The organism is Reichenbachiella sp. MSK19-1, assembly GCF_003590315.1.
GTDB classification, from domain to species: domain Bacteria; phylum Bacteroidota; class Bacteroidia; order Cytophagales; family Cyclobacteriaceae; genus Reichenbachiella; species Reichenbachiella agariperforans.
On sequence record NZ_MIER01000002.1, the window covers coordinates 1,966,224 to 1,987,915 of the forward strand.

The 21,692-nt window shown below is 43.7% G+C and carries 16 protein-coding genes; 10 read left to right on the plus strand and 6 right to left on the minus strand.

Annotated features, from left to right (window positions below):
• Positions 1-492 precede the first annotated feature (492 nt).
• The 3 genes from BGP76_RS08120 (at position 493) to BGP76_RS08130 (ending at position 8,749) form a co-directional block, all read left to right on the plus strand.
• Positions 493-4,569: a two-component regulator propeller domain-containing protein gene (locus tag BGP76_RS08120; RefSeq protein WP_158584134.1), complete on the plus strand. Its 4,077-nt coding sequence runs from the start codon at positions 493-495 to the stop codon at positions 4,567-4,569.
• 530 nt (positions 4,570-5,099) lie between these two features.
• A complete protein-coding gene (locus BGP76_RS08125) occupies positions 5,100-6,308 on the plus strand; it encodes a hypothetical protein (protein ID WP_119844244.1) in 1,209 nt (402 codons plus the stop codon).
• Positions 6,309-6,385: 77 nt separating this feature from the next.
• Entirely contained in the window at positions 6,386-8,749 is a 2,364-nt protein-coding gene (locus BGP76_RS08130; RefSeq protein ID WP_119844245.1) for a TonB-dependent receptor, read from the plus strand.
• A 98-nt stretch (positions 8,750-8,847) separates the two neighbouring features.
• On the opposite strand, the gene BGP76_RS08135 is transcribed toward BGP76_RS08130, so the two are convergent.
• The 3 genes from BGP76_RS08135 to BGP76_RS08145 form a co-directional block, all read right to left on the minus strand.
• On the minus strand, positions 8,848-9,123 hold the full coding sequence (locus tag BGP76_RS08135; protein WP_119844246.1) for a hypothetical protein: 276 nt from the start codon (positions 9,121-9,123) through the stop codon (positions 8,848-8,850).
• A gap of 149 nt (positions 9,124-9,272) precedes the next feature.
• Complete coding sequence (locus tag BGP76_RS08140; RefSeq protein WP_147407413.1) at positions 9,273-10,199, minus strand: hypothetical protein; 927 nt, start codon at positions 10,197-10,199, stop codon at positions 9,273-9,275.
• A 139-nt stretch (positions 10,200-10,338) separates the two neighbouring features.
• A complete protein-coding gene (locus BGP76_RS08145; RefSeq protein WP_119844248.1) occupies positions 10,339-11,343 on the minus strand; it encodes a helix-turn-helix transcriptional regulator in 1,005 nt (334 codons plus the stop codon).
• Between the two features lie 102 nt (positions 11,344-11,445).
• Here BGP76_RS08145 and BGP76_RS08150 point away from each other — a divergent pair, with 102 nt between their 5' ends.
• The 6 genes from BGP76_RS08150 to BGP76_RS20265 all read left to right on the plus strand — a co-directional run bounded on the left by BGP76_RS08150 (position 11,446) and on the right by BGP76_RS20265 (position 17,787).
• Positions 11,446-13,842, plus strand: a complete 2,397-nt coding sequence (locus BGP76_RS08150; protein WP_147407414.1) for a TonB-dependent receptor — start codon at positions 11,446-11,448, stop codon at positions 13,840-13,842.
• Between the two features lie 39 nt (positions 13,843-13,881).
• Positions 13,882-15,174, plus strand: coding sequence for a hypothetical protein (locus BGP76_RS08155; protein ID WP_119844250.1), 1,293 nt, complete (start codon positions 13,882-13,884; stop codon positions 15,172-15,174).
• Between the two features lie 87 nt (positions 15,175-15,261).
• The gene (locus BGP76_RS08160) at positions 15,262-15,858 is read left to right on the plus strand and encodes a hypothetical protein (protein ID WP_073124898.1); all 597 of its coding nucleotides are present in this window, start codon (positions 15,262-15,264) and stop codon (positions 15,856-15,858) included.
• Between the two features lie 127 nt (positions 15,859-15,985).
• Complete coding sequence (locus BGP76_RS08165; protein ID WP_119844251.1) at positions 15,986-17,173, plus strand: PepSY domain-containing protein; 1,188 nt, start codon at positions 15,986-15,988, stop codon at positions 17,171-17,173.
• A 179-nt stretch (positions 17,174-17,352) separates the two neighbouring features.
• Positions 17,353-17,496: a hypothetical protein gene (locus tag BGP76_RS20260; protein WP_158584138.1), complete on the plus strand. Its 144-nt coding sequence runs from the start codon at positions 17,353-17,355 to the stop codon at positions 17,494-17,496.
• Positions 17,497-17,637: 141 nt separating this feature from the next.
• A complete protein-coding gene (locus tag BGP76_RS20265; RefSeq protein WP_158584140.1) occupies positions 17,638-17,787 on the plus strand; it encodes a hypothetical protein in 150 nt (49 codons plus the stop codon).
• Between the two features lie 47 nt (positions 17,788-17,834).
• On the opposite strand, the gene BGP76_RS08175 is transcribed toward BGP76_RS20265, so the two are convergent.
• A complete protein-coding gene (locus BGP76_RS08175) occupies positions 17,835-18,755 on the minus strand; it encodes an NAD(P)/FAD-dependent oxidoreductase (RefSeq protein ID WP_370453781.1) in 921 nt (306 codons plus the stop codon).
• A gap of 104 nt (positions 18,756-18,859) precedes the next feature.
• Between BGP76_RS08175 and BGP76_RS08180 the strand changes: the two genes are divergently transcribed.
• A complete protein-coding gene (locus BGP76_RS08180) occupies positions 18,860-19,237 on the plus strand; it encodes a Fur family transcriptional regulator (RefSeq protein ID WP_073124905.1) in 378 nt (125 codons plus the stop codon).
• A gap of 41 nt (positions 19,238-19,278) precedes the next feature.
• On the opposite strand, the gene BGP76_RS08185 is transcribed toward BGP76_RS08180, so the two are convergent.
• Positions 19,279-20,166 (minus strand): DUF808 domain-containing protein, encoded by an 888-nt coding sequence (locus BGP76_RS08185; RefSeq protein WP_119844252.1) that lies wholly within the window; start codon positions 20,164-20,166, stop codon positions 19,279-19,281.
• Between the two features lie 83 nt (positions 20,167-20,249).
• The gene (locus BGP76_RS08190; protein ID WP_147407415.1) at positions 20,250-21,689 is read right to left on the minus strand and encodes an aminotransferase class V-fold PLP-dependent enzyme; all 1,440 of its coding nucleotides are present in this window, start codon (positions 21,687-21,689) and stop codon (positions 20,250-20,252) included.
• Between the last annotated feature and the right edge of the window lie 3 nt (positions 21,690-21,692).

Here is a 21,692-nt window from a genome sequence, read left to right on the forward strand (position 1 = left end):
TGGCACGGTGTTAGCAATAACATTAACAATTAAAAGTTAAGATTATAAAGGTAAGTTTAGGTTAGGTTGGTTTAGGGGTTGCACCGCAAGGGCAGCCCCTTCTTTTTTTGGAATAAATCCGTAAAACACACACATATTTAAAATCAGTCTATAAAGTTTTTTTTGGATCAGTCGGTATTTCTGGGGTTAAAAATCAATACTTCTATATTCATTATTCCCACCATTCAAATATTACATACAGATTTCATCTTGTATCTGTACTATTCATAGATTTCTGAAGTTTATAAAAAAGTTCCTTTCCGTTTCATTTCATGCTCAATTAGAATTTATTAGTTGAATAGGGGCACTAGAACAATCTTTAGTCTTTCTACATACGTCAGAGGCAACTCACTTCGGGTTCACGTCACGCATCACTATGCTTAACTACCAAATTATATTACTCACTCATTAATTTAGCGTTAAATTTGCCCGTGCATGATTAGCCAGACAGTAATGAACAGGATTTTTTCTCATATCACCAGACTATTCGTTACTCTCTTTTTGTTTTTAGTAATCAGTCCTACCTACAGCCAACGTGCCCAGCTTTTTACTACAGATTCTGAGTTGCCTAGTAGTTTGATTTTTGATCTTCATCAAGACAATAAAGGTCAAATATGGATGGCAACCGAAGATGGGCTATGCAGGTATGATGGTGCAAAAATCACCACCTACAAGACCAACAATAGCAACATACTTAACAACTATTCAAAATTCATTTTTGAAGACAGCAAGGGTCACTTATTTTTTGGCTTTTTCAATGGTCTACAAGTTTATGATCACAATACGGATAGATTTACTACTATCCCCTTGTTGCTTGAAAACGGCACTCCTTTTTACGCCCACACTATGGCCATACTAGAGCGAAAAAATGGAGATATATTGATAGGCAGTTCAGGGCTTGGCATTTTCAAACTAAACGAGGACAGCACGCAATTGGTAGGCAAGCAAATGCCTAACCTAATTTCGGGCAACCTGATCCGATACCTTTTCGAAGACCAAAACCAAAACTTATGGATTGCTACCAATGACGAAGGTCTTTATAAAGTCACTATGGATGGACGGTCTTTCAACTACTTTGCCAGTGACTCTAGAGATTTCAAAGAAGTTTCTGCTATTGTTCAAAACAACAAGAGGCAAATATTCATTGGTACGACTTACAATGGTTTTTATGAATACCTTTCTCAATCAGATAGTTTTAATCATATCAACAGCATGCCTTCAAACATGCCCATAGTCACGCTTAATATCCGAAAACAAGACGACAAAATACTGATAGGGACGGATGGTTACGGAATAAAGTACTTTGACCCAATAACCCGAAAAATATCCAATCTCAATTTCGAAATCTCTAACCTAGATTTATCCAAATCTAAAGTACATTCTATATTAGAAGATATGTCAGGAAATACTTGGCTTGGCTTATTTCAAAAAGGAGTCGCACTGATTCCTTCAAACGAAAATAATTTTGACTACATAGGTAATCAATCCATCAAAAGTAATTTAATCGGAACCAAGTATATCATGTCCTTGTGGAAAGACCATGCAGGAGATCTCTGGGTTGGAAGTGACGGTGATGGTGTTTATAAACTTAGTAAAGATAATAACGAACAATACACAGTCTCTAAAACGTACGACAGTTCTCCCTCTACAGTATTGAGCGTTTTCGAAGACTCTAATCACAATTTATGGTTGGGATCATACGGAGAAGGCTTGTATCTATACAACAGAAAAAGCAAAGTATTTGAAAAGTTCAAACTACTTTTAGATCACTTGTCCAAGCCAATAGAAAATGTCACCTTCATAACAGAAGATAATCACGGAAAGCTATGGCTAGGAACACTTGGTGGAGGAATATTTTCTATCCAACTCAATTCAATGAAAGTGACACAACTGAGCTCCTTTACTCCAAACCCTACGAACAATGACAACAGTGTGCTGCACAATAATTGGGTTAGTTCGCTATATACCTCCCGAGATGACAAGCTCTACATTGGCACCTATGACGGTGTTAGCTGCCTGGATTTAAACTCTGGTCATTTCTCGCTATTGAACAATATTCGAGACGAATTCAAAGGAAAGATTATTTATTCCCTGCACGAAGACTCGTTTGGCCAAATGTGGTTTGGCACGTCTCAAGGTTTGATATCATTTAACCCAACGACTAATGAACTGGTTAGTTATACTATAGAAGATGGTCTGCCAAGCAACGTAATATGTGGTATTAGAGCTAATGGGGATAAACTTTGGATCAGTACTAATTACGGAATATCTCAATTTGACACCTCGACAGGCATCTTTTTCAATTACTACTATAACGATGGCCTACAGGGCAACGAATTTGCAAAAAGCTGCTCATTCAAGGATAAAAAAGGCAATATTTATTACGGAGGTATCAATGGGATCACCATATTTAAGCCAAATGAGATAAAAACTAAAGTCAGAGAACCAGAAATTAATATAACCGCCCTTTACCTTGGCAATCAACCTGTCAATACAAACACTAAATCAGGCAGCTATCAGGTAACTCAACAGTCTATACTAGAAACAAATCACATCGATCTATCTCATGACGACAATTCCTTCACTATCGAATTTACTGCCATGGAATTCAGTAACCCTCAAAGGATCAACTACTATTACTCCATGGACAACAGCAAATGGATCGGGCTTCAACCAGGCACCAACACAGTTACCTTTAGTAATCTGAGTCCCGGCTCCTACCAGTTTAGAGTTAGATCTAAAGACTACAATACCTTATCAGAGCCGAAGACACTAAGTATCCAAATCCACCCTGCCTGGTACCTGTCTGGATGGGCCAAAATCCTATATTCTATTACCACAGCTTTGATACTCTGGATTATCTATTTCTTGCTTCGCCAACGGCTGGAAATACGAAAAAAAATGAAAGCTCAACAACAGGATCAAAAAATAAACCAAGCCAAGCTAGAGTTTTTCATCAATATATCACACGAGATCAGAACCCCTATTACTCTAATTATCAATCCTCTCCGAAAACTCATTAAACAAGATACCGATGAGAAAAGACACCGTGATTATTTTATAATGCAGCGCAGTGCCGAACGAATCCTGAAGCTCGTTAACCAGTTGTTAGATATCAGAAAAATTGACAAAGGGCAACTGAAAATGAAATTTCAGGAAACAGATATTATTCAATTTTTACAAGAGACCAGTTTGATATTTGATGAGCAAATACATGGAAAGGACATTAAGTTTAGTATCAATGCTTCAAAAAACACTTTGGTATATCTCGACCCAAACCATTTTGATAAAGTAATCCAAAACATTCTTTCTAACGCCATCAAATATACGCCACATCAGGGTGAGATAGATATTTATGTCAAACAAGGAACAGATGAAACGCACAAACCCTCCTACATATCCATCGAAGTTTATGACACAGGATCTGGGATCAATGAAGAAGAAATAGAACGGATTTTTGATCGTTTTTACCAATCCTCCGACGACAAGTCGTCTAACCCAGAAGGAACTGGAATTGGTCTACACCTCACTCGATCAATTGTAGAACTCCATCATGGTACGATCAGAGCAGGGCTCAACCCGTCTGGGCAAGGGACTAGCTTCCTGATCCACCTGCCGCTGGGGCGGCAACACTTAAATGAAGAAGAAATAACAGAACCCGACAGCAATAAATCAAACGGTAATACTCCGAGATACTATATACCTATAGTGCCCATAGTAGAACAAGCAAAATCCAAAAGCAAACTCAATGTCTTGATAGTAGATGACGATGATGAGATCAGAAACTATCTCGTTAGCGAATTTTCCGAAGACTACCATACAGCTGCAAGTATGAATGGTGAAAAGGCTTACGCTGAAATCCTTAAAAAATCACCTGACCTCATCATCAGTGATGTAGTCATGCCCAAAATGGATGGGGTTACGCTATGTAAAAAAATTAAACACAACGTCAATGTTAATCATATCCCAGTTATTCTTCTCACCGCAAAAACCACCGAAGAAGACAAACTTCGAGGGCTGGACACAGGTGCAGATGCTTACATAGCCAAACCCTTTAATATTGATATTCTGAAGAAAACCGTAGCAAACCTGATAAAAAACCGTCAGCTACTCAAAAACAACTACAACGGTAATCAGCTGCAGAATGATAAAATCAAGAAAATAGAAGTACAATCTACCGACGACATCCTGATGCAAAAAATCATGACGGTGATCAATGAAAACATTGCTAACTCCGAACTCAATGTAGAGATGATCGCTTCTGAAATCGGCTTTAGCCGCGTACACCTTCATCGAAAACTCAAAGAAATCACAAGCCAATCCGCGAGAGATTTGATCAAAAATACTCGATTAAAACAAGCAGGTGACCTTCTCAACCAAAAGCAGATCAGCATCTCAGAAGTCGCATATGCTACTGGCTTTTCATCCCCTGCCAAATTCTCCACGAGCTTCAAGGAGTTCTATGGTATTGCTCCTTCTAGATATGTGGAACAAAAACAGCAAGATAAAAAAACAAGAGTTCAAAAATAGAAAGTCATTGAAATATGGCAAGAGTAACAATTACTAACAAATCATACTAATAACCCCATGTGTCAGTACCCCATACTTCTCTATCTATAAATGAAGCCAATCAAGAGCAAGTGAAAGTGCTTCAATGACACTCCAGATATCCCCGAACTTTGCGAACATATCGCCATTAACTAACTTCCAAATTAAAAGTTATCTCTGACGAAGGAGTATAAATTAAACTCTGTCTGATTACTATTAATTGCCTATTGACTCAGCCCCATTTGGGGATTGGGTTCGACGCTGACGTTTTTGTCTCAGTAATGTGAGAGTTCTCTATTTGGCGGGTTAACAAAGACGTAAGTTTTCACTGTGAGCTTTTACATCAGGAAACTTGAAAAGGACAATTTCTAAAAAGAATTGACCTCTTCGCTCAGAGCGAGAACGCCAACTCCCCTTTTTTAAAAAAAATCAAAAAAACTTTATAAAGTCTGTCAGGGTAAAACCCTCCTCGCCTTTCTCATAACCAAAGAACAACACCTTAGTTATTAGTTATGAAAAGGAATATCAAAATCATCAGCATCATAGTTTTCTTCCTCATCGGTAGCAACTACCTCCTGCGAGCACAAGGCAACACACGTATCGGCCAGGTCTCATTTATTCCTGGATTCAGTACCAGCATCGGGTCATCTGAGAGAACCAACATTATCTCTCTCAATATCCTAGGAGGATATCAATACGCACTAAAAGGTGCAGAAATTGGTTCATTGTTTAACCTCAACCGCCAGAACGTATCTGGCGCACAACTAGCAGGATTGTTAAACTACACCGGCGGTCAGACAATCGGTGCACAGGTCAGTGGACTAATCAACCTCAACCGAAACCATATACAAGGCTTACAGTTAGCAGGAATGATCAATACAGTGCAAGGATCGGTCACTGGTGTTCAGATCGGTGGACTACTCAACTACAGTACCGAAGTAGTACAAGGCGTTCAAGTTGCTGGGCTCAGCAACCTTAGTCAAGAGACTATCGGTATGCAACTCAGTGGGCTACACAACCACTCCCTCCGTACCAAAGGTCTGCAACTCGCAGGACTATCTAATCAATCTACGCTACTACAAGGAACGCAGATCAGTGCTATTGCCAACGTCTCTGTACAAAACCAAGGGCTACAACTATCTGGCATATATAACCAGACAAGCGAGCTCAATGGTATTCAAATTGGTTTGGTCAACATCGCAGATTCGGTCTCTAGCGGCATGCAGGTTGGGTTAATCAATATCGTCAAAAAGAACGGTCTCTTCGAATTAGGAGTGGAATATGGGGGTGTGACTCTTTGGAACCTCAACCTTCGTACGGGGCGAGATCACTTCTACTCCATTCTTACAGTAGGCACACAGTTCGAACAGTCCAACGAGGACAAAATCTGGTCATACGGTATCGGTTTCGGATCAAAAATGTATATCAAAGACAAACTATTCGCCAATGTAGAGCTCTCCACACACCAACTCAGAAAACACCAAGACAATGTAGAATCACTCAACCTACTCAACAGGTTCCAGATCAATATGGGATACCAATTGTTCAAACATCTGTCGGTGACTGCTGGTCCAGTCCTCAATATCTACGTCGCGCAAACAGAGCTAACACCTTCGGATCAGCCCACGATAGATATCGCCAAAAGCCCTTTCTATGAGGAGCAAGAAGGCAACTACAAAATCCAAGCTTGGGTAGGTTACTCAGTTGGTATCAGGTTTTAATTCTCAAAACACAATAGGTCATCGCCTATAAAACCAGCGATGACCAACCACTAATCCTTCAAAAAACAAACAAAATAATGACAACCAAACACCACACTATATATCTAGTATTGATCGTACTATTCATGATCAGCACTACAGTTCTAGGCCAACCAATTACTCAAACGATCAGAGGCACGATCATAGATCAGGACTCTAAATCTCCCGCTATAGGCGCCAATATCGTTATACTCGGTACAGACCCTATCAAGGGAGCCGTTACTGATGTAGAAGGACAGTTTCGTATCGATGGCGTGGCAATCGGACGCATAAACCTCCGCATCACCATGATAGGATATGAAACCAAAACGATCCCTAACCTACTGGTGAGTTCTGCGAAAGAACTGATCCTTGACATCCCTATGGAAGAGTCCTTCGAAAAACTCGATGAAGTAGTTGTCACCGCCAAAAAGGATAAATCAGAAGTACTCAACGAGATGTCACTCGTCAGTGCGCGTACTTTTTCGGTGGAAGAGACCGGTCGCTTTGCAGGCTCATTTGGTGACCCTGCCCGAATGGTATCAGGATTCGCAGGAGTGACCAACTCGCCCGATGGCAACAACGACATCATCGTCCGTGGCAACTCCCCCAAAGGCATCCTTTGGCGACTCGAAGGGATTGAAATACCCAATCCTAACCACTTTGCCAATGATGGCGCTACTGGTGGCCCTATCAATGCCCTGAACAGCAATATGCTCAGTGATTCGGATTTCATGAGTGGTGCTTTTGCGCCTGAGTATGGCAATGCCCTCTCTGGTGTCTTTGATATGAAACTTAAAAAAGGAAACAATGAGCAGCGGGAATATACCGCTGGTATCAGTACGCTTGGACTGGACTTTACATTGGAGGGACCTTTCAAACCAAACTATAATGGATCCTACCTCATGAACTACCGCTACTCATCGCTGGCGCTGATTGACAAGACTGGGTTGATTGATTTTGGGGGAGTCCCAAAATACCAAGATATGTCTTTCAACATCAACCTACCCGTGAATCAAAAGCATAGTTTCTCTGTGTTTGGGCTCGGAGGCATCAGCTCGATTAGTACCGAAGAAACCATAGACGACAGTGACGAGATCGTAGGCAAAGCCATCATGCAGAGCAACATGGGGACTATAGGTGTGATCTACAACTACCTAATCGATCCACGCTCCTATCTGCGTGCCAGTGTATCCGTATCTGGGACACTACTCCAAAACACCTATGACATTCCTGAAAACAACGATCCGACGGATTTTTACCGCGTCTATGACACGGACTACAGCAAGACATTTATCCGTTCGGCAGTCACCTATGGTTTCAAATGGAATGCGCAGCACAAATTTGAGATCGGTGTGATCAACAACAGTCACTACTACAACATGACACAAAATGCCTATAACTATGATCAGGATAGACTCGAAAATGTACTAGATGACGATGGCAACACCAACCGCACACAGGGGTTCCTCACATGGAAATACCGCATCACCGAAGACCTCACCATGACGAGCGGACTCCATGGGCAACATTTCGCACTCAACAACAGCTACAGCATAGAACCACGTGCTGCGCTAAAATGGGAAACCTCACCACGCAACTCCGTCAGTATCGGAGCAGGTATTCATAGCCGCATGGAGAGTGCAGCTGTCTACCTGTGGAAGTTTCAGCAAAGCGATGGCAGCTACACCCAGCCCAACAAATCCTTAGAAGTATCAAAAGCAGCACACTTGGTACTCGGATATGATCAACTCATCGGTCAGCGCACTCACTTCAAAACGGAACTCTACTACCAATACCTCTATGATACCCCTGTAGAAAACGATCCCAATAGCACAATCTCCATGATCAATATCAGTGACTTATACACCCAGTTCGACCTAGTCAACGAGGGGACTGGTCAAAACTATGGTCTAGAAATGACGCTCGAGCAGTATCTGCATCAGGGTTTTTACTACCTGAGCTCTGCGTCGATATTTCAGTCACTATACACTCCAATGGATGGCGTGGAGCGTGAGACTGCTTTTGCGAATCAATACATTTTTAATGTCCTAGCCGGGAAAGAGTTTAAAATCGGACAAGCCAACAAGAAGCGTGTGCTTTTCGTCAATGGCAAGGTTACACTCATGGGAGGCAAACGCTATACGCCCATCGATCTGGCGGCTTCTATAGCCACAGGTGAAGAAGTGCGTATGGATGACAAACCCTTTTCTGAGCGTTCTGATGATCTCTTCATCGCGAACATTGCCATAGGTACGAGACGCAACAAAGGCCGAACGACACGTGAGCTGAAATTTGATGTGCAAAACGTTACCAACAGTCAAGCAGTCGTCAATGAATACTTCGTCCAAGCCACCAATGAGATATACAAAGTGACCCAACTGGCACTATTCCCGACCATCTCCTACTCGATCAGCTTCTAAACTAGTCAGGCAATGATATGATGTATTAATGTTTAGCAGCGCAGGCGAAAGCTTGTGCTGCTTTCTTGTTTAGTAGATTCGAATAGTTTTGCTTTCGTCTATGGCCAAACTCTATCGGGTATCAGTCTACAGCTAAAACCATGACTACCAATCATCGATATGATTTCGTCGACATCAATAACGCTTGCCTCAAAGCGAAGAATCTTATCACAATCGCTCAGATCAAAATTGATCTCCGCTTCAGGATACGAATCAGCCAGATGCGCCAAGAGAATTTTTGCATCCCTATCTAGCAAACATCCAGAATGTAGAATCGGCACACTGCCCCCATCCACGTTTCCACAATAATCCAATGGTGGTATATCATCACTCAAATAAACAGATAATTGATATCCAAAAAAATTAAAGTCAATCCACGTTTCGCCCCCCTCCGCTCAGTCCAAAATATTCATATAGAACTGTCGAGTTCTGGAAATATCTATTACTTTGAAAGCGTAACAAAATGTACTGACGAATTTGTAATTTATTGATTTAACATCCACTCGATCAAGTCAGGCTTATCTACAATCGACCAACTATGTGGGTGTCGTTCGCCATTGGATCGATATCCCTTATTTTCAGACGTGATATACTGTACCGTGGCGCGAGGCAATTCGTCTTGGATCTGACTCGCAAGCTTTTCTAGTCCATAAGCATTCAAATCCATAGGGTCATTTTGTCTATTCTCCTTCCACCAAATGATATCAGGCTCTGCATAGAGTCTAATTTTCAGTCCATCCAGATGGATCAAATTATGCATATCATGAGTCTCAGCGGTATAGGGAGACTGGGACTCAAATCCAGCTATCCCCTCTTCGGGATCACCCAAAGAACGTTCTAATAAATCAGTCAACCAGATCGCCTCCCTTACAGATACCTCTGAAAAATTGCGCCCAATATTCTTTTGAGACACTTGATAAAGTGCCAACAAATCCACTGGCGAATCTACAACAAACAGTCCCGCAGGCGCCACTACAGAATTCACAGACCGCAAATAATCTGCTAAGAGCAAAGTGACATTTCCACCACTAGAAAACCCACCAAAGAAGATTTGATCAGGCACCAAATCATAGTTATCGAGAACAGTTTCCAATAACAGGGTCAGCTGCACTTTATCCTCTGTCTCTAACCATAGTTTTCGGTTAGAGTTCATATAGAGCACCGCGATCTCATTAGCCTTAGCGACTTCTAGGATAGAAAACTCTCTTTCAATACTTTCAGCATCTTCGGGAAACCCACCAAATAGAATCAACAAGGTGTCTACACCCTTTAGCGGATAATACAATATATATTGTTCGTTCATGACTTTCTGATACGACGTATTACTCGATTGATTCTTCGGTGCCTGACCAGAAAGGGTCATTGCGCCGAGTAGATAAATAACGGTGGTGTATAGCGGTAAAAATTTCATCTGACTCATCAGTTAATAAATATTTACATAAAACAATAGAAGCTCTATTGACAACTATTACTATAATAATAGAGCACGACAATAAAAGACCTACACAAAAACAAAAGGTTAAATGTAGTACACTCGACTGCACATGAGATTATTTGATCAGTTCGCTGGGCAGTAGACCGTATATTTTTTTGAAGGCAACGGTGAAGTGCTGTGGGTTCTTGTAACCTACACGATAAGATGCCTCGGTGATGTTGCAGATACGCCCCTCGATGAGGGATTTGGCGGATTTCATCCGTTGTTCGGTGATGTACTTGAATAGCGTCGTGCCATGAGTCACCTTGAAACTCTCTTTGAGTTTGGAGGCGTTCATTCCTACCAATGCTGCCAAGGACGCAATGGATAGCGGGTCGTTAAGATGAGTTGAGATGTGCTGAACGACTCGTTCCAGCTTTTCGTGGGTGCTAGGGGATAGCTGAGTAGTGGTGGAGCGAGACGAACGTTGGTCCCAGGAGGCGAAAATCATCACCAAGAGTTCCAATACCTTGGCTTCCAAAAAAGGCTTTTTGAGTGAGTCGGCATATTGACAGTCGAGGATGTCCTGGATGTGGCGTTTGAGGACAGGGGTGATTTTCTGACTTCTATTCCAAAACAGGAAAGGTCGCTTGCTCTCAATAGCCGTCCCAAATTCTTTCAGTACCTCCTTGAAGTTTTGACCAATAGCTTTCTTGATAAAAGCCTTGGTAAACTGTATCTCTAGGGTCTGACGATGGGGTGGGGTGAAATGCAAAATACCATTGACTCTGGGGAAATAAAACAAATTGAACTGACCAGATTGAATTTCGACAGGCATGCTGTATTCGTCTTGGGGTTCATAGTGATTGTAGCCTTCGATCTCAAAATGCAGTTTGAACAAAGGGAAATCATGAGACACCTCCACCTCATAGGGTGACTTGACGGTGACGTTTCGATTGACCAAAATGATCCCATCTACTTGTACCTCATGTACTTGTCCCGTCACGCCATTTTGATCAATACTCGTGTTCTCCTCCTTGATGGATTGTGTGGTGAAGTTTTTAGAGTACTGCTTGGTTTGCGTACCACCTTCGAATATCTGGCTTTTGAGAATTGTTTTCATTTCATCTTTTTGCGGCATTTAAAAAACCTTTTGCGTTGGTGCAAATGATGGCTTCTATAGCACATTTGCACAAAAATACACTATTTAGAACTGGTCTTAATAAATGCAGCTTTTTTTCTCTTGAGAATAATCTACTTCCATATTCTATCCTTGTCTCTAGCACTATGCCTGTGCCTCAGCGCAACACTCGCTATGTCACAGCGACAGGAGACTGGGGGGATTTCTGGTGCAGTATCGTCCTCGGATGGAGAAGCCCTCCCTATGGTGCCTATTCGGATTCTAGAGACAGGCGTAGGAGTAGTAGCCGATGATCAAGGACATTTTGTGTTTTCAGACTTGCCTTTTGGGGAGTATCGGCTCAGTGTTACCTTCCTCGGGTTTGAGGATCGCCAAATTACCGTCACACTGGATGACCAACACCCTCACGTATCGCTAAACCTTACCTTGACTCACGATAGCGAAATGCTAGAGGAGGTGACGATCTCTCACGATGCAGAAAAGGAACAGCAAACCCAAGGGTTTGCGGTAGAGGCTGTGGGAACCAAGCAGTTTCAAGCCCAATCGATCGAAATCAATCAAGTATTGGATCAAACTGCGGGGGTCAAAGTACGTCAATCCGGAGGACTGGGCTCTAGAGTCAACTATAGCATGAACGGCCTGAGTGGTCAATCCATTCGTTTCTTTATGGATGGGGTGCCCATGGATTATTTTGGGTCGTCCTACTCGATCAATACCATCCCTATTTCGCTCGTAGACCGTGTGGAAGTCTACAAGGGTGTAGTGCCTGTCGAACTAGGCAATGATGCATTAGGTGGCGCAATCAACCTCGTGACCAAATCCAGTTTCAACGAGTTCGTAGAGGCTTCTTACTCCTACGGATCATTCAATACCCATCGAGCAGCGATACAAGGCAGCTGGCGAGCGAAACAATCCGGCTTGACGATGAAGCTGTCTGCATTCTACAATTACTCGGACAACAACTACTACGTATGGGGCGAAGATGTACCCGTCACCGATGTGAATACCGCCAATGTCACCCGTGGGAAGAAAGTCAGGCGTTTTCATGACGGGTATGAATCCAAGTCTGTCAAAGCTGACTTTGGCTTTACGCAAAAAAAATGGGCAGATAAGTTACTCCTTGGTGTTCTGTACTCTGAGATGGACAAAGATATCCAGCACGGCCCTACGATGGAAGTGGTGTTTGGGGAAGCTCGATATCACCAACGTGTGGTGATGCCCAACATGACTTATCAGAAGTTTGATTTCTTAGTCAAAGGGCTGGATGTGAATTGGTTTGCATCGTACTCGTACCTAGTGCGTGACCGCATCGACACGACAACCAACATGTACAATTGGGATGGAAGTATTCTGGATGCAAATTCAGATCGAGGGGAGCAGCTTTGGACGTTGAATACGCTGGATCAGAAAGTCTGGCTCAACCGCCTCAACCTCGTCTATCAGCTCAATCCTCACCACAAACTGGGCTACAACTATGTCTTCAGTGACCTGACACGAACAGATAGTGATCCAGTCGTGACACAAAAGACCGACGGCTATTGGGCACCACAGACGTTTCGAAGGCACAGCATGGGATGGGTGTTGCAGAGTCAGTTCTTGGAGCAAAGACTCCATACTTCGCTGTTTGTCAAATGGTTTGGCTACCGTGCTGCGATCAAAACAGCTACCACCGAAAACAGCGTCACCAGTTACCAGACCGAACAAGCCAGTGCATCGGATTGGGGCTATGGGGTGGCGGGTTCATATCAGCTCAGACCTAGCGTGATGTTGAGTCTGTCGGTAGAGCAAGCCTATCGACTACCAGCCGCCAACGAAGTGCTAGGGGATGGTCTCAATGTTGTCAGCACTACTGCGCTTCGTTCTGAGTCCAGTCTCAATGCCAATTTGGGTTTTAGGGTCACTACTGCGACGGAGCGCAAAAACCGATTCACCTTTTCAGGCAATGTCTTCTATCGGGATGTCACAGATTTGATCCAGCAGTACTCGTACGATCCTGGAGCCTTTGTCAACATCAATTTTGACCAGGTAAGAATGCAGGGAGTGGATGGCAAAATCAAATTCGCGCATAGTCATTGGTTGACCGTCAATCAGACGGTGTCCTATTTGAGTCCTATCGTCAAGTCGGATACCGATGAGTTGGGCAACAACAATGTGACAAAAAATTCGCGACTAGCCAATACGCCCTTTTTCCAAACCAATACCGAGCTACGAACTCAATTCAAGAATCTGATCCAGGAAGGTGCTGCTACCTTCTTCTATTGGAGTGTATCGTATGTGGGTGAGTTTCATCGTCACTCAGAGATCATAGGTCGGTACAACAAGGACGTGATTCCTGCTCAGTTGGTCAATAGCTGCGGGATAGGTTATACGTTTCCCAAAGAAAAACTCAGCCTCAGCGTGGACGTGAGCAACCTGTTCGATGAGCAGATATTCGACAATTATGCGATTCAAAAACCCGGTAGAGCGGCCTATATCAAAGCTACCTATCGATTATTATAAAACCATTTAACATTCAAAATCATACAAAATAAGAAGTATATGAAACAGATTTTTAAAATAGCAATGGCCATGTACATGGCGATGTTCTTGATCGCTTGTAGCGAAGACGATGACTCTAATGAAGATGTCATCGCTGCAGATGGTATCTACAACTTCCTAGGAACTATCGACGGTGCTTACTACCTAGCAGCCTCCGAAACGCTCACCGAAGGTAGCCTGACTTTTGTCAACAATGGTACGCAGATCGATGCAGACCAAGCGGCCCGTATCATCGCTTCTGGTGATTACTTGTATTCGTTGGATTACGGGACGGGGTTGTTGTCTCAGTTGCAGCCTACAGCTACAGGGGAGTATGTCAAGATCAAAGAAATCAACGCAGGGCTGTCAGTCGGGACCAATACGCCACGCTATGCACTAGCAGACGAAAGCACCATCATCGTGATGAACGTGGAGACGACTCCCGTGACTGATGATGCAGGTGACGTGACAGACTACATTTGTACACTGAGGTTGTCTTCTGTGGCTATTCCAGAGATGACCATTGGCAATTTGACGGAGTTTGTGATCCCACAAACAGAGAATGCCAAAAAAGGAGCAACCATTGGGTACCATCCTATGAGAGCGAGTTCTCCGGTGATTTCAGGAGACAAGATCTATTTTGGTTTGATGCACACAGATATTTTTGATCCGACTGTACCTCCTCCATTCAGAGCACCTAAGCAGTCTGGTTTAGAGACTTTGGTGTTTGACTACCCATCGATGACCAATGGGACAATCACCGAATCGAGTGCTGCGACGGGACACACGGGTGGATACCGCGCACCTGCGATGCATGTGGACGAAAACGGTGACGTATACCAAAACAACTGGTTCATGAGTGCCACTGGATTTGATCTATCGAATGGGGATAAAACAGTCATCATGAGGTTGAGAGATGGAGCGTATGATTCGAGCTACGAGTTTGACGTGTCGGCAGCTTTAGGGCTGGAAAGCAATGTCGCTGCAGTAGGTTGGTTCTATGTAGGCAATGGGATCGGATACATGCCTATCCAGCTCGAAGACGAGGGCAACTACTATACAGACAACTCATGGAGTGTAGCCAGAATCGACATCTACAACCAAACGGCTGTCAAGCTTGATGTACCGCTATCTCAGCTATTCACCTACGAAAACGGCATCACAGTAGACGACAATTTCTACATGGCTATCAGTCCAACGGGTGGTGATGCAGCTGTTTACGAGTTTGACGCGACCTCTGCTGCTGCTGACGCAGTGACTGAGGGGCTTGGCTTGGATGGCAACAACATCCACGTAGAAGGTATCTATCACTAATCCAGATCAATCAAAATACGGAAACAGACCTTGTTATTTTCGACCAGAAGAAAACAAGGTCTGTTTACATACAAAACCCAAACAACTATGAAAGTAAATATCCTATCGGTATTCGTGTTGGCACTCGTGCTGTCGCTGCTTGCGAGCTGTGGTCATCAAGAGGAGCGGTTCAATTATACTTTGGTCAAGTCAAAACTAAGCTTGACAGAGGAGCAAACCCGTCAGTTTGACCTCATCAAAGATGAGTACAGCACCAAAGCCAGAGCGGCCTATGAAGCCAGCAAGCCAGACCGTCAAAAAGTAAAAGAGGCTGTAGGGGAAGTATTTGCTCAGCAAGACGCAGCGATGCAGGACATCCTATCTCCTGAGCAATTCGATATCTACGTGGCGGAGATGAAAATCGAGCGCGATGGACGCGAAAAACACAACATGCAATTGATCAAGTCTGAGCTGGCCCTAGACAGTGCCCAAAGCGTACAATATGATCTCGCCAATGAGGCTTTCTACAAGACACTGATTGACAACCATGACAACTACCATGGCAAGCCCGATGTATACCTACAATACTATCAGGAGCTAGACCTGAGCAGAAGACAAGCCTTTGAGGGCTTCATGTCTCCTGCCCAATACACGCAGTATGTGGAATTGGCGACCGAATACAACATCGGCAAGTCCGAACATTAAAAGAACCAGGTCCACCTGTTGCAATACAAGCCCTGAGGTTTGGGACGAAAAAGGTGTTCTTTTTCATCCCAAACCTCAGGGCTATTAACCCAATACCGGTAAAACGTTTTGCCCATCTGGGAAACAAATGATTCAAAAAAGAAATCCACTACTGAGGAAACGAAGAAAAAAGGAGAGCGTTTTCAAGTACAGCATGGCACTACTGCACCTGTGGTTGGGGCTTTTGTCTTCTGTCGTGGTTTTTATCGTTTGTCTATCGGGCAGTATCTACGCATTCAAACAACAGATCGAAGATTGGATCAATAGCGAGTCTCTCCATGTTGCCCATCCGTATGAGGACCGGGTCATCAGCAGCGATACACTACTGCTCAGGTTCGAGAAGCGCTTTGGTCGTCCGACGACTATGTGGGTCTATCCTGAGTCAGACCGAACCGTCCTCATCTCCTCTTTGAGTCGAGAGGGCGCAGGAGTATCAGCCTATTTCGACCCCTATACGGGCAATCTCGTGGGAGTGAAAAACCAAAACGCATCGGCTTTCTTTGCTTGGGTATTGGATCTGCACCGCTTCTTATTGGCAGGGGATGTTGGCAAGTTCGTCAACGGTACAGCGGTACTGATGATGGTGCTCATGTTGGTGTCTGGCTTGGTGCTTTGGATACCCAAAAACCTCAAACAACTCAAGAAAAGCCTGCTGATCAAGTGGCGTGCAAAGCTACTGCGTGTCAACTATGATCTTCACAAGGTATTAGGATTCTATGCCGCGCTATTGCTGTTGTTCATGGCGATTACAGGGCTGTATGTGTCTTTCACATGGGTGAAAAATGCAGTGATAGTGGGGTTGGGAGGTGATTCTATCATTATCTCTGAGAGCAACCTGGCTATCAAAGCACAACTGGCGCAATCTTTTGAATCCGTGATGGGGTCACTCGTCACCGAACAGCAATCCGCCGGGGACTCAGTAGCCTCGCTGTCTTATGTACTCACCCAAGCCCAGAGCCACTTCTCCAGTACAGGTCTACTCACTATCAACCTCCCCAACGAAAACATCAACAACTATACCCTCACACACCTGAGTGCGGAGGGGGTATTGGGCTTTTACACACCTGATGTGTTAGAATTTTCCCCAAGTGGGGACTTGAGGAAGCTTGTCCATTTTAGCGATCTGCCTCTACATGAGCAATTCAAGGCCATCGCCAAACCCCTCCACACGGGAGAGATCATGGGACTGCCCAGTATCATATTCTACTTCATAGCCAGTTTGATTGGATGCTCACTACCTGTCACAGGCTTCATCATTTGGTGGAGGCGGGTATAACGAATTACTACGAAACCGTATACAAAGCTCTAGAACGATATCAGAGAGTATTGGAAATAAATGATGAAAGAAATCAGTATTGTGAACGACCCCAATAGCACGATCTCCATGATCAATATCAGTAACTTATACACCTAGTTCGACCTGGTCAACGAGGGAACTGGTCAAAAGGTCTAGAAATGACGCTAGAACAATTTGACGTGCAAAACGTCACCAACAGTCAAGCAGTCGTCAACGAGTACTTCATTCAAGCCACCAACGAGATATACAAAGTACCCCAACTGGCACTATTCCCGACCATCTCCTACTCGATCAGCTTCTAAGCGAGTCAGACAATGACATGATGTAGTTAATGTTTAGCAACGCAGGCGAAAGCTTGTGTTGCTTTCTTGTTTAGTAGATTCGAATAGTTTTGCTTTCGCCTATGGGCAAACTCTATCGGGTATCAGTCTACAGCTAAAACCATGACTACCAATCATCGATATGATTTCGTCGACATCAATAACGCTCGCCTCAAAACGAAGTATTTTATCGCAATCATTCAGATCAAAATTGATCTCCGCATCAGGATAGAAATCAGCCAGATGCGCCAAGAGAACTTTTGCATCACTTAGCTCTTGAACATTTGTTTTAAAAATCTCTGTTCTCATAGTTACCAGTGCTAAAACTGTTCTTCCACGAATTCTTTATTGACCATCGCTCCAGCCACATTTCCACTGTAAACAGCGGTCGCCACCGAACGCATCATCGAGGAGTTATCACCGCTTGCAAACACGCCATCAACCGTAGTTTTTTGAAAACCATCTACCTCTATAAATCCTGACTCAGTAATCGTACATCCCAGCGAAGCAGGAATATCCGAATGCTGCGTAAACGGAAGTGCAGCATATACACCATCAAAAGGCATCTTGTCCCCATTCTCGAAGACTACATGCTTGACATAGCCTTCATCGTGTATTATTTCAGATATTTCAGTTTCGATGACTTCAATATTTCTACTCTTGAACTTCTCGATTTGATCAGGTTCAAAATCGGCTTTCCCTGATGTGAGAATGGTAAGTTGGTCCGTCAAGTTACTGACCAATGATGCAAGATGAAAAGCTCTTTCTCCATTGGCAATGATGCCCGTTTTCTGTTTTCTGAATTCATAGCCATGACAATACGGACAGTGCACCATCGAAATCCCCCAGCACGCTGCAAAGCCTTTGATGTCAGGCATAGTATCCGATACCCCTGTCGAAAAAATGAGCTTCTTCGCTTGATATTTCCTGTCCGATTGTGTCGCAATTACGAATCCATTTTCAACTTTCTCACCACTGACAGCTAGATCATTTACGAACTGTACCGTCTCGTATTTCAACACCTGCGCTTTAGCCTCTGTAGCTATTGCACTCGGTGCTACCCCATCTTGCGTGATAAAGTTATGCGAATGAGGTGTCTGACGATTACAGGGCAGCCCACTATCAATAATGAGAACCTCACGAAGCGAACGCCCCAAGGCCATTGCAGCAGAGAGTCCTGCGTAACTTCCTCCAATGATGATCACATCAAAATTCATATTGTCAGTCATACTATTCTTCAATCTTTATGGTTTTTCTACAACTCACTATCGCAACAAAGTCGCATTAGCAAGTGTTTGCAAATGTATGATCTTTTTACAATATTGCAACATTGTCGCATTAATAAATGAAAAGAAGAAACACACAATCCAAAGAAGCTGTACTCTCTGCATTGGCTAATTCTAGTAAAGCCATGAGCCAAGATGCTATCGAAAAGAAAATGACGGTAAACGTAGACAGAGCTACGATCTACAGAATATTAAATCGATTTTGTGATGATGGGGTAATCCATAAGATAATCGCAGATGATGGCAAACAGTATTTTGCCCTCTGTGTCAAATGTGATGATAGTGAAAAAATGCCTGACAACCACTTTCACTTCCGCTGCATTAACTGTCAAACCATAGAATGTCTCCCATCAATAGTAAATTTTTCTTTACCAGCAGGCTATCAAGTAGACCGTCTCAATTGTGTCTTGGTAGGGACTTGCAAAGACTGTGCTTAGGGTGATAGGTATTTGATAGTACTTTATCAAAAACACTTTCATCAAGCATCTGCCTCTCCTTTCATACCTACCCATAGTTTCTTCACGAGCGAAACGATCAGAAACACTACAAAACCCAACACCAAACCAACTAATATCTCTCGAACGATACCGGGGAGTATTGGAAATAAATGATGGAAGAAATCAATATTGTGAACGAAAATACCGCCTGATACAGTGATCAACGCAATCGTACCAATGACACCCATGCTTTTGACAATCACGGGGAGTGACTTCACAAGTACGCGACCTACTTTATCAGAGAAACTATCGTCCTGCGTATTGAGCGCAATCAGCTTGTAACCAAATTCGTCCATTCGCACAATCAATGCCACAATACCATACACTCCTACTGTAGCTAAGAGTGCAATGAAAGATACGATCACTATCTGAGTCAAAAGTGATGACTCCACGACAGCCCCCAGTGCAATAATGACAATCTCCACTGAGAGGATGAAATCGGTCACGATAGCGGACTTTATCTTTTGCTTCTCCAGCGACAAGACCTCCACTTCGTTCAGCTGCTCTAACACTTCCAGCGTATCGTCATGAGCATGTGGAACAAAAAACTCATAAATCTTTTCCGCCGCTTCGTATGCCAAGTACAGCCCTCCAAGAACCAGTATGATGGTAATCGCCTTGGGAACAAATGCACTCAGCAAAAAAGCAAAGGGGAGAATGATCACCTTATTGAGCAAGGAACCTTTTGCAATCGCCCAAAGGACAGGAATTTCCCTATCAGAGACAAAGCCTGATGCTTTCTCAGCATTGACAGCAAGGTCATCACCCAATATACCTGCAGTTTTTTTGGCTGCTACTTTGCTCATCACAGCCATGTCATCCATGAGTGTAGCGATATCGTCTAATAGTGCAAATAATCCAGATGCCATTCTTTAGCTATTTATTATACTTTTATTAATCTTCAATTTTACCCATAATACTTGTAACGCCAAGGTAGTATTGCATTTCATCACTACAATTCAAACCATGAATCTACCTGCTGCTGATCTACTGCCTCACTCCCCTTCAGTGCAAAATCATTCGTCTTTTGATCGTAGACATAGTCCTGAATGAGCGTTTCTTTGTGTGTCGCGATATAGGCGACTCCTTCGAGCACCTTTGCCAGCTCCTGATCAGTCATCGTAGGGTGCAGTGACAATCGTACGAAACCCGGCTTATCCGTGAGGTTGCGCTGATCTATCTGTCCAGTCATCACATCAGATTGCTTTTGGTCTATCCCAAACAAGTAATGCACATAAGTACTGGCACATGCCCAGCCGCCTCTGACTTGCACCCCAAATCGATCATTGAGCATACGTACGACTGCATTGTAGTGAATCCCTAATAAATTAAACGAAACCACCCCTATCCGCTCTGCAGTCAGTCCACCTATGATCTGTACTCCTGTTATGGCTTGGAGTCCTGAGATAGCATCTTTCAACAGCTCTTTCTCTCTCGCTTCTATTCGTTTCACATCCATTTTTTCCTTGAGACGAATGGCTAGTGCAGCTCGGATGGTTTGGAGAAATGCTGGCGTACCTCCATCTTCTTTGGTTTCAGGATCGGTACTAATACCATACCCTCCTGCAGGTTTAGTCCAAGTGACATTCCCTCCTCCTGGCACACTAGACACACCGTGATATAGTTTTTCATCCATTAGCAAGACTCCACATGCACCGGGACCACCAAGGAACTTGTGAGGAGAAAAATAGATTGCATCCAATTTCTCTTCCTCATGGCTCGGATGCATATTCATCTCAACATAAGGCGCAGTAGCTGCATAGTCCACAAAACACTGTCCTCCATACCGATGTATCAGTCTAGCCAACGCATGTACTGGAGTCAGTATCCCCGTGACATTCGATCCAGCAGTAAATGCACCGATGAGTGTCTTGCAGCCTTCATAATTTTTGAGGGCAGACTCCCATTGTATCAGATCTATCTCTGCTTGATCATTAGGTGCTACGATCACCACCTCAGCACCTGCAGCGATCCACGCCACCTGATGCGAATGATGCTCCATGTGCGACATCAGTATGACTGGCTGCTCATCGAGCTGATCCAACTTCATAATCTGTATCAAGCGGTGAACAGCCCCAGTCATCCCACTACCCGTCGTGACGAGCATGTCTGTATCCTTAGCACCTACATGACTCTTGATGTGTTTTCGCGCGTCTTGATAGGCGGCAGTCATCTGACTACCAGTCCTGTTAGAATAGGAATGTGTATTGGCAACCCACGGCCCTACCTGCTCCACCATGATGTCCTCGATCGGACGATAGAGCCTACCTCCTGCCACCCAGTCGGCATAGATCATCTGCTGGCGACCATAGGCCGTATCGAAGCATTGATCCCAACCGACGATGTTTTTCCTTATTTCATCGAATATCATTTGTGTTAAAGTTGTTGTCAAGCA